Origin of the sequence: uncultured Lamprocystis sp. (genome assembly GCF_903933125.1) — a bacterium.
Taxonomy (GTDB): domain Bacteria; phylum Pseudomonadota; class Gammaproteobacteria; order Chromatiales; family Chromatiaceae; genus Thiodictyon.
The window spans coordinates 1-9409 of record NZ_CAIZIZ010000220.1 but is presented as its reverse complement, the minus strand read 5'-3'; the positions used below and the strand labels follow the sequence as shown (position 1 = coordinate 9409).

General features: G+C 66.5%; 7 protein-coding genes and 1 tRNA gene. All 8 read left to right on the top strand.

Going from position 1 to position 9409, the window contains the following annotated elements:
- Positions 1–174 precede the first annotated feature (174 nt).
- Positions 175–984, top strand: coding sequence for a hypothetical protein (locus tag QZY03_RS11020; RefSeq protein WP_295580943.1), 810 nt, complete (start codon positions 175–177; stop codon positions 982–984).
- A 150-nt stretch (positions 985–1134) separates the two neighbouring features.
- Positions 1135–1281 carry a hypothetical protein gene (locus QZY03_RS11015; protein WP_295580941.1) on the top strand — a complete coding sequence of 49 codons (147 nt, stop codon included), beginning with the start codon at positions 1135–1137 and terminating at the stop codon, positions 1279–1281.
- Between the two features lie 26 nt (positions 1282–1307).
- A complete protein-coding gene (gene purL, locus QZY03_RS11010) occupies positions 1308–5213 on the top strand; it encodes a phosphoribosylformylglycinamidine synthase (protein WP_295580939.1) in 3906 nt (1301 codons plus the stop codon).
- A 113-nt stretch (positions 5214–5326) separates the two neighbouring features.
- A complete protein-coding gene (locus QZY03_RS11005) occupies positions 5327–5998 on the top strand; it encodes a response regulator (protein ID WP_295580937.1) in 672 nt (223 codons plus the stop codon).
- On the top strand, positions 5988–7853 hold the full coding sequence (gene uvrC / locus QZY03_RS11000) for an excinuclease ABC subunit UvrC (protein ID WP_295580935.1): 1866 nt from the start codon (positions 5988–5990) through the stop codon (positions 7851–7853). Before QZY03_RS11005 ends, uvrC begins: the two co-directional genes overlap by 11 nt.
- Before the next feature lie 12 nt (positions 7854–7865).
- Positions 7866–8480, top strand: coding sequence for a CDP-diacylglycerol--glycerol-3-phosphate 3-phosphatidyltransferase (pgsA, locus tag QZY03_RS10995; protein WP_295580933.1), 615 nt, complete (start codon positions 7866–7868; stop codon positions 8478–8480).
- Between the two features lie 23 nt (positions 8481–8503).
- A tRNA-Gly gene (locus tag QZY03_RS10990) sits at positions 8504–8578 on the top strand.
- A 104-nt stretch (positions 8579–8682) separates the two neighbouring features.
- Positions 8683–9279, top strand: coding sequence for a hypothetical protein (locus QZY03_RS10985; protein WP_295580932.1), 597 nt, complete (start codon positions 8683–8685; stop codon positions 9277–9279).
- The last annotated feature ends 130 nt before the right edge of the window (positions 9280–9409 follow it).

Here is a 9409-nt window from a genome sequence, read left to right as displayed (position 1 = left end):
GGTCCCTGACACCGAGCGGCGCGCCTTATCCACCCTACAGCGGGGCCGGTTCTGTAGGGTGGATAAGCGCAGCGCATCCACCATTGGCCTCGCTGCCGACACGCTGTTGGCGGCGGCCACCCAAATTTGGAACTGCTGCGCCGTCGCGGTACAGGTTGCACCCGGGGGTGAGCCATGACGACCGCGCTCGAACGGCCGCACCCACGCGAAGCGCGCGTCGTACCGCCCCCCGCCTTGCTCGCGCTCTACCAGATTCGTGATCAGGTCATCGCGCCGGAGTTGCGCCTCGCCATGCTTCGCGACCTGAAGGATGAGGTCGATGCGATCCAATCCGTTCGTCCCCGTTCCGGTTTCTGTGCCGGGCGGCCCCGTGACGCGGGTGTGTTCACCCCGGAACAGCGCGTGCTCTGTTCCTGGTGCGGCAATCTCCAGCGCCTTCTGGTGGACCTGGGGCAGCCCCGTTATGCCGGCCATGCGAGTTTTGGGGTCTATCGGGAGTGGGTGCTGCGGCAACTCATCAAGGGGTTGGGGAGTGCGGTGGAGTCTGCTGTCCGCTTTGATGAGCCGGCGCCCCCCGGGACCTGGAAGTCCCTGCATGACCTGTTCGTCTATCTCGACGGCCGCGGCGAATTGACCGGCACCACGCTGCCCGGGCGCGGCGGTTGCCATCCGGAGGTTGATTACAAGCGGCTGCTGCTGATCGGTGCACTGGCTGAATATGTCCACGCCGCGCTGATTTTCGAGGAGATTGGTCCCAGGCTGCACGGATGGGCGTTCGACTCCCAGGTGCGGCCCGATGTTCGCGTCGTGGGGGAGTCCGCGCTGCTGCGGCTCACGCTGAGTGCAGACACCCCGCCGCGCCATGCGCGTCCAGGGGATGCGCAGCCGTACAACGGTTGGGTGCTGGAGCCGGCCCAAGCCTACACCGACTCTCTGGCCGGCTATGCGCTGCGTGCACGTCGCAAACCCGTCTTGACCGTCTGAATCGGGGTTGTTGGCCACACCAGGGTACCTCAGGGTACGTCAGTCCGATGCCCGGCCGCGCGCCAGCAATTCCCAATTTGGGCGGCATCGCGCGATCCCTGGTGGATGCGGCGCGCCTTATCCACCCTACAGCGGAGCCGGTTTTGTAGGGTGGATAAGCGCAGCGCATCCACCATCAGCCTCGCGGCCGGCACGCTGTTGGCGGCGGCCACCCAAATTTGGAACTGCTGGCCGCGCGCCGTGGTGCATCGCGCGCCCGGCTGCTTCGGTTATCATCGCGACTCTGCCATCCTCTGATCCCGCTCATCGATTGGGAGCCCACCATGCTCGTCCTGCGCGGAGCCCCTGCGCTCCCTGATTCACGACTCAGTCAGCTCGCGGGGCGGATCGCCGCGGTGCTTGGCAGACCCGTGACCTTGTATGCCGAGTTCGTGCACTTCGCCGATCTGGACCGGCCACTGGATCCCGCTGAACGCGTGGTCCTGGAGCGTTTGTTGAGCTACGGCCCGAGTCTGCCGGGCCAGGCACCGGTCGGACAGTTGATCCTGGTGGTACCCAGGCCGGGGACCATCTCGCCCTGGTCGTCCAAGGCGACGGATATCGCGGCTAATTGCGGGCTCGCGGCGGTGCGTCGGCTGGAGCGGGGGACCGCCTTTTACCTGGACTTCGATGCGCCGGACATGGCGGCGGCGGACCGCGCGCGGGCGGCGGCCGTGCTGCACGATCGCATGACCCAGACGGTTCTGGACAATCCGGCGGATGCGCAGCGCCTGTTCGCGCACACGGCGCCGCGCCCCCTCACGCGGGTGGGGCTGCGCGCCGGCGGACGCGCCGCCCTGGTGCGCGCCAACGGCGAACTCGGCTTGGCCTTGTCCGACGACGAGATCGACTATCTGACGGCGAGCTTTTTGGCGCTCGGACGGGATCCGACCGATGTGGAGCTGATGATGTTCGCCCAGGCGAACTCGGAGCACTGCCGCCACAAGATTTTCAACGCGGACTGGACCATCGACGGATTGCCTCAGTCACACTCGCTGTTCCAGATGATCCGCCACACCACCGAGTCGGCACCTGACGGCGTACTCTCCGCGTACCGCGACAATGCCGCGGTGATGGAGGGGTGGGATGGGCGGCGGTTCCTGCCGGACCCGCAGACCGGGGTCTATGGGGAGCACGAGGAACCCATCCATATCCTCATGAAGGTGGAGACGCACAATCACCCGACCGCGATCGCCCCGGACCCGGGGGCGGCCACCGGTTCGGGCGGTGAGATTCGCGATGAGGGTGCCACCGGGGTTGGCGCCCGGCCCAAGGCCGGTCTGTGCGGGTTTTCGGTCTCCAATCTGCGCATCCCGGGCTTCGAACAGCCCTGGGAGCAGGATCACGGGCGGCCCGAGCGGATCTGCTCGGCGCTGGAGATCATGCTCGACGGACCCATCGGTGCCGCCGCCTTCAACAACGAGTTCGGACGGCCCAATCTGGCCGGTTATTTCCGGACCTATGAGCAGTCGGTGCCGGGGCCGGACGGTGCGCCGGAGCCGCGTGGTTACCACAAACCGATCATGCTGGCGGGCGGTATCGGCAACATTCGCGCCGAGCACATCGCCAAGCGGCCGGTGCCGGCGGGGACGCCCGTGGTGGTGCTCGGCGGACCGGCGATGCTGATTGGCCTGGGCGGCGGAGCGGCGTCCAGCATGAGTTCGGGCACCTCGGCCGCGGATCTGGATTTCGCCTCGGTGCAGCGCGCCAACCCGGAGATGGAGCGCCGGTGTCAGGAGGTCATTGACCGCTGCTGGGCCCGCGGCGAGGACAACCCCATCCTGTTCATCCACGACGTGGGCGCCGGGGGGCTGTCCAACGCCTTGCCGGAGTTGGTGCACGACGCCGGGCGCGGTGGCCGCTTCGAGCTGCGGCTGGTGCCCAATGCCGAGCCGGGCATGACGCCGATGCAGATTTGGAGCAACGAGGCCCAGGAGCGCTATTGCCTGGCGATTGCCGCCGAGCAGTTGGAGACCTTCAAGGCCATCTGTGAACGCGAACGGTGTCCCTACGCGGTGGTCGGTGAGGCGCTGGCGAGCGACCATCTCAGCTTGACTGACGCGCATTTCGGTGATGCTCCCATCGACCTGCCCATGCAACTGCTGTTCGGCAAGCCGCCGCGGATGCATCGTCAGGTGGAACGGGTGACGCCGCCGCGCACCCCGCTTGCGCTCGCCGCCATCTCCCTGGACGAGGCGATCAGCCGGGTGCTCGCGCTGCCCGCGGTGGCGGACAAGACCTTTCTGATCACCATCGGAGATCGCAGCATCACCGGCCTGGTGGCGCGCGATCAGATGGTCGGACCCTGGCAGGTCCCGGTCGCCGACTGCGCGGTCACCGCCAGTGATTACCGGGGCTTCACCGGCGAAGCCATGGCGCTGGGCGAGCGCGCGCCGCTGGCCTTGCTGGATGCCGCGGCGTCCGGGCGCATGGCGGTGGCGGAGGCCGTCACCAATATCGTCGCGGCGCCCATTGCGCGGCTTGGCGATATCAAGCTGTCCGCCAATTGGATGGCCGCCGCCGGTCACCCGGGGGAGGACGCCCGACTCTACGAGACGGTGCGTGCCGTCGGCCTGGAACTCTGCCCGGCACTCGGGATCAGCATCCCGGTGGGCAAGGATTCCATGAGCATGAAGACGGTCTGGTCCGGGCCTGATGGGGCGGCGCGGTCGATGACGGCGCCCCTGTCGTTGATCTGCTCGGCCTTCGCCCCGGTGACCGATGTGCGGGCCGTGCTGACCCCGCAGTTGCGTACCGATCAGGGCGACACCGACCTGATTCTCATCGATCTGGGTCAGGGCCGGAATCGGCTGGGCGGCTCCGCGTTGGCGCAGGTCTATACGCAGCTTGGCGATCCGGCCGGCGATGGCGTACCGGATCTCGATGACCCGGACCTGTTACGGCACTTCTTCGAGGCGATTGCCGAGTTGCGTGCCGAGGGTCTGATCCTCGCCTATCACGACCGCTCCGACGGCGGACTCTTCGTCACGCTCTGTGAGATGGCCTTCGCCGGCCGCTGCGGGTTTGAGCTGGACCTGGGACCGGTCGGGCCGGATACCCTGGCGGCCCTGTTCAGCGAGGAACTGGGGGCCGTGATTCAGGTCTGCCACGCCGATACCGATGAGGCCTTGCTGATCCTCTCCCAGCATGGTCTGGGGGACGACAGTCTGGTCATCGGCACCCTCGACGAGGGCGACGCGATCCGCATCCACCGGCGTCAGGCCGAGGTCTACCGCGCGACGCGGGCGAGCCTCCAGGCGCGCTGGTCGCAAACCAGTCTGCGGCTGCAGGCATTGCGCGATAACCCGGCGTGCGTCGCCGAGGCGCAGGCGCGGATTGCGGCCCCGGACCCGGGTCTCAACGCCATCCTGACCTTCGATCCGGAGGACGACATCGCCTTCACCTACCTGGAGCGTGGGGCGCGGCCGACGATCGCCATCCTGCGCGATCAGGGCGTCAACGGCCAACTGGAGATGGCCGCGGCCTTCCATGCCGCCGGCTTCGCGTGCGTGGACGTGCACCTGTCCGACATCATGGCCGGGCGGGTCGACCTGGCCGGTTTCCGCGGCCTGGCCGCCTGTGGCGGCTTCTCCTATGGCGATGTCCTCGGGGCCGGCGAGGGCTGGGCCAAGACCATCCTCTTCAGTGCGCGGGCACGGGATCAGTTCCAGGCATTTTTCGAGCGGTCCGATACCTTCGCCCTGGGCGTATGCAACGGGTGTCAGATGCTCTCCAATCTCCACGAGCTGATCCCTGGGACCGGCCATTGGCCGCGGTTCGTGCGCAATCGCTCCGCGCAGTTCGAGGCGCGCACCCTGCTGGTCGAGGTGCCGGCCTCCCGCTCGGTGTTGTTGGCCGGCATGGCGGGCTCACGGATACCTATCGTCGTCGCGCATGGGGAGGGCCGGGCTGAATTTCGCGATGCCGCGCACTTGGCGGCGGCCCGCTCCAGCGTGGTGGTGCGTTATGTGGAGAATGACGGTGCGGTCGCCGCGACCTATCCGGCCAACCCCAACGGTTCACCCGAGGGGGTTGCCGGCCTCACTAGTGCGGACGGCCGGGTGACGATTATGATGCCCCACCCGGAACGGGTCTTCCGTACGGTTCAGCATTCCTGGCGGCCGGACGACTGGGGGCAGGACGGCCCCTGGCTGCGGCTCTTCCGTAACGCGCGGGCCTGGGTTGACTGAGGTCGCGATATCCCCGGTATTGCTGGGTTTAGCCCGCGGCATCCGTTTTGTACCATGAGGGTCGCGCTTTTGCCGATGCTCACCGCCGAAATCGTCCTCCGAGAGACCCGACCATGATCAAGGTACTCATCGTCGATGACCACGCACTGTTTCGTGCGGGCCTGCGGCTGATCCTCAAAGAGCAGGACCAGATTGAAGTGGTCGGCGAGGCCGCAAGCGGCGAGGAGGCGCTCAAGCAGGCCAAGCAACTGCTGCCGGATATTTGTCTCATGGACTTGCAGATGCCGCACGGGATGGGCGGGATCGAGGCCACCCGTCGGCTCTTGCGGCTGCTGCCGAGCTGTCGGGTGATCGCCCTGACCGTGCTCGGTGATGACCCCTTTCCGAGCCAACTGCGCGAGGCCGGGGCCATGGGCTATCTCACCAAGGGTTGTCCGGCCGATGAGTTGGTGAAGGCGGTGCGGTTGGTGGCAAGCGGCCGTCCGTATATCGACTCCACGGTGGCGCAGGCGCGCATGTTGGCGGATTGGCAGGGCGGGGCGGCCAGCCCCTTCACCGAGCTATCCTCGCGGGAGTTTCAGGTCACATTGATGATCCTGGACGGTCGACGCACGCAGGACATCTCCGACACCCTCTCGCTGAGCCCCAAGACGGTCAGCACCTATCGGCAGCGTATCTACGAGAAGCTGGGCGTGCATACCGATGTCGACCTGACCCGGCTGGCCTTCCGCTATGGCCTGATCAGCGACCAGCCGGGCGGTGCTGCAGCGGGTGATGGCGGCTGATGTGAATGAGGCGCCGGAATCGGCCGGCGCGCCGGCGCCCGTGGCCGCGCGTGAACGGCTGGCGCAAATCCCCCAGAGCCCAGGTGTCTATCGGATGCTGGACGCGGCCGGCACCGTCCTCTACGTCGGCAAGGCCAAGAACCTCAAGCGCCGGGTCGGCAGCTATTTCAGCCGGGCGCTGAACCAGCGTCTGGTGGTTATGGTCGGCCAGATCGCGGACATTGAGGTCACCGTCACCCGCACCGAGGGCGAGGCCCTGCTCCTGGAGAGCAACCTCATCAAGTCGCTGAAGCCGCGCTTCAACGTCCTGCTGCGTGATGACAAGAGCTATCCCTACATTCACCTGAGCACCCAGGACCCCTTTCCGCGCCTCGCCTTCTACCGCGGCTCGCGCAAGGGGCCCGGGCGCTTCTTCGGACCCTATCCCAGCGCCTCGGCCGTGCGCGAGACCCTGCAACTCCTGCAGCGGCTGTTTCCCGTCCGCCAGTGCGAGGACAGCTTCTATCGCACCCGTTCGCGGCCCTGCCTGCAGTATCAGATCAAGCGCTGCACCGGACCCTGTGTCGGATTGGTGAGCGAAGCGGTCTACGCGGAGGATGTCGCCTATACCATCAAGTTCCTGGACGGACGCACCCAGGAGGTCATCGGCGAACTGGCCACCGCGATGGAGCAGGCCGCCGCTGAGCTGGCCTTCGAGCGGGCCGCGGTGCTGCGCGACCAGATCGCGACCCTGCAGCGGATTCAGGAGCGCCAGTATGTGAGCGGGGAGGGCGGCGACCTGGATATCATCGCGACGGCCCAGGAGGGCGGCGTCCACTGCGTCCAGGTCTTTTTCATCCGCGGCGGACGCAATCTGGGCAACAAGGCGTTCTTTCCCCTGGCGCCGGAAGAGACCGAGGAGGGCACCCTGATCGCCGGCTTCCTCACCCAGTTTTACGCGGACAAGCAGATTCCGGCCGAACTGGTCTGTTCGGCCGAGCCCGACGATTTGGAACTGCTGGAGTCGGCCCTGGCTGAGCAGGCCGGACACCGGGTTCAGATCAAGTCACGGGTGCGGGCGGAGCGCGCCCGCTGGCTGGAGATGGCGCGAGGCAATGCGCAGGTGGCGCTCAAGTCCCGGCTCGGCAGTCAGGCCGGCTATGCCCGGCGTCTCACCGCCCTGCGCGAGGCTTTGGACCTGCCGGAACTGCCGCGGCGCATGGAGTGTTTCGACATCAGCCACACCATGGGGGAGCGCACCGTCGCCTCCTGCGTGGTGTTCGATGAGACCGGTCCACGCACGTCCGACTACCGGCGGTTCAACATCGCGGGCATCGTTCCCGGCGACGACTATGGTGCCATGTCCCAGGCGCTGACCCGGCGTTACACGCGGGTCAGGGACGGTGAGTATCCGGTGCCGGATTTGGTGTTCATCGACGGTGGGCGGGGCCAACTGGGCGCGGCGGCGCAGGCCGTGGAGGAACTGGGGCTGGGTGCCATCCTGCTGGTCGGTGTGTCGAAAGGACCGGACCGGCGTCCCGGTACCGAACAGCTTTGGTTGTTGGGGCAGGGGACGCCCGTTATACTCCCGGCAGACTCACCGGCCATGCACCTGGTGCAGCAGATTCGCGACGAGGCCCACCGGTTCGCGATCACCGGCCACCGCCAACAGCGGGCCAAGGTCCGGACCGCCTCGGTTCTGGAAGAGATCGCCGGGGTTGGCCCCAAGCGTCGGCAACAACTGCTCCGGGCCTTCGGGGGTCTGCGCGGCCTGGCGCGAGCGGGGGTCGAGGACATCGCGCGGGTCGCCGGCATCAGCCGCGAACTGGCGGCGCGCATCCATGACGCCTTTCACCTGGACACTCCCGGACCCTGAGTGCGACTGCGAATGTGGAATACTCCTAACCTGCTGACCTTGCTGCGGATCATCCTGATCCCGGTGTTTGTCGCCGTGTTTTATATCGACACGCCCTGGGCGCCCTACGCGGCGACCCTGACCTTCGGCGCGGCGGCGCTCACGGACTGGCTCGACGGCTACCTGGCGCGGCGTCTGGGTCAGACCTCGCCGCTCGGGGCCTTTCTCGATCCGGTCGCCGATAAGCTGATGGTCGCGGTGGCCCTGGTCCTGCTCGTCCAGGCGGACCCGCGGTCGCTGCTCGCCCTGCCGGCCATCGTCATCATCGGCCGTGAAATCACCGTCTCGGCCCTGCGCGAGTGGATGGCCGAAATCGGCGCCCGTGCCAAGGTCGCGGTCTCGGCGGTCGGCAAGTTCAAGACCATCGCCCAGATGGTCTCCATCTGTCTGCTGTTGCTGCATGACTCCATCGTCGGTCCGCTGGCCTACGGCCTCGGGCTGGTCCTGCTTTATGTCGCGGCGGTGCTGACCCTCTGGTCCATGGTCCTCTACCTGCGCGCCGCCTGGCCGAGTCTGTCCGGTCAGGTCACCCACGGACCCGAGGAGAACAAAAAAAATCGCGCATCGGGCTTGACAGGCTCAAGTTAATTCGTAAAATAACGGGCTCTAAAGCGGGAATAGCTCAGTGGTAGAGCACAACCTTGCCAAGGTTGGGGTCGCGAGTTCGAGTCTCGTTTCCCGCTCCAATTTTCTTGTAAAGCATTGATTTTTCTCAGGTAGCGCGCCCCCACGGCGACCATGCAACCCTTGCGAAAGGGTTCTGATCGTTTTGCACTGCCGAGGAATCGCAATGGCTACCCTCTCCGCCGTCGTGGATGCCTTCGTGGCATCGCGCGAACATGACCGGGCAACGCTCGGTCGGCTCGCTTTCTGGGTTGAGTGCCTGGGAAGCCGAGAACTGTCCGCGATCACTCCCGAGGACGTTGACGCCGCCCTGGTGCGACTGGCCGAACGCGGTCGGTTGGTCCCCCGTCGCGGTCACGACACCGCCGCCGCGGGTGTTCCGCTGGCCGGGTCCACCTGCAACCGCTATGTCTTCCAACTCCAGAGCATCTTCAAGTACGCGCGTCGCTTGCGGCTGCTGCCGCGCGCCCATGTACCGACGACCCGTGGGATCGAGAAGGCCCCGGAGCCTTTGGACCCCAACCGCTACCTACGCCCCGAAGAAGTCGAACGGCTGCTGAAGGTCGCGCGTGTCCTGGATACCCGTTGGGGGCGGCTGCCGGCCCTGATCCTGACCGCCTTTCACACCGGGTTGCGCGTGGGCAACCTGCAAGCCCTGCGCTGGCGTGATGTTGACCTAGCAGCCTGTCGGACTTTAGGCGATTTCCGAATAAGACGCTATCAAGAATCAAGCCCCGTAGGAGCCCGCTTGCGGGCGACGTGACCTGCCGGAATCGCGTCATTGTGCCCCCACCCGTCGCCCGCAAGCGGGCTCCTACGGGTTGGATTTTTCGCGGAAATCACCTTACGTTAGATTGTGGAGCAACAAAAAACCTTGGCTCATGAGGCCAAGT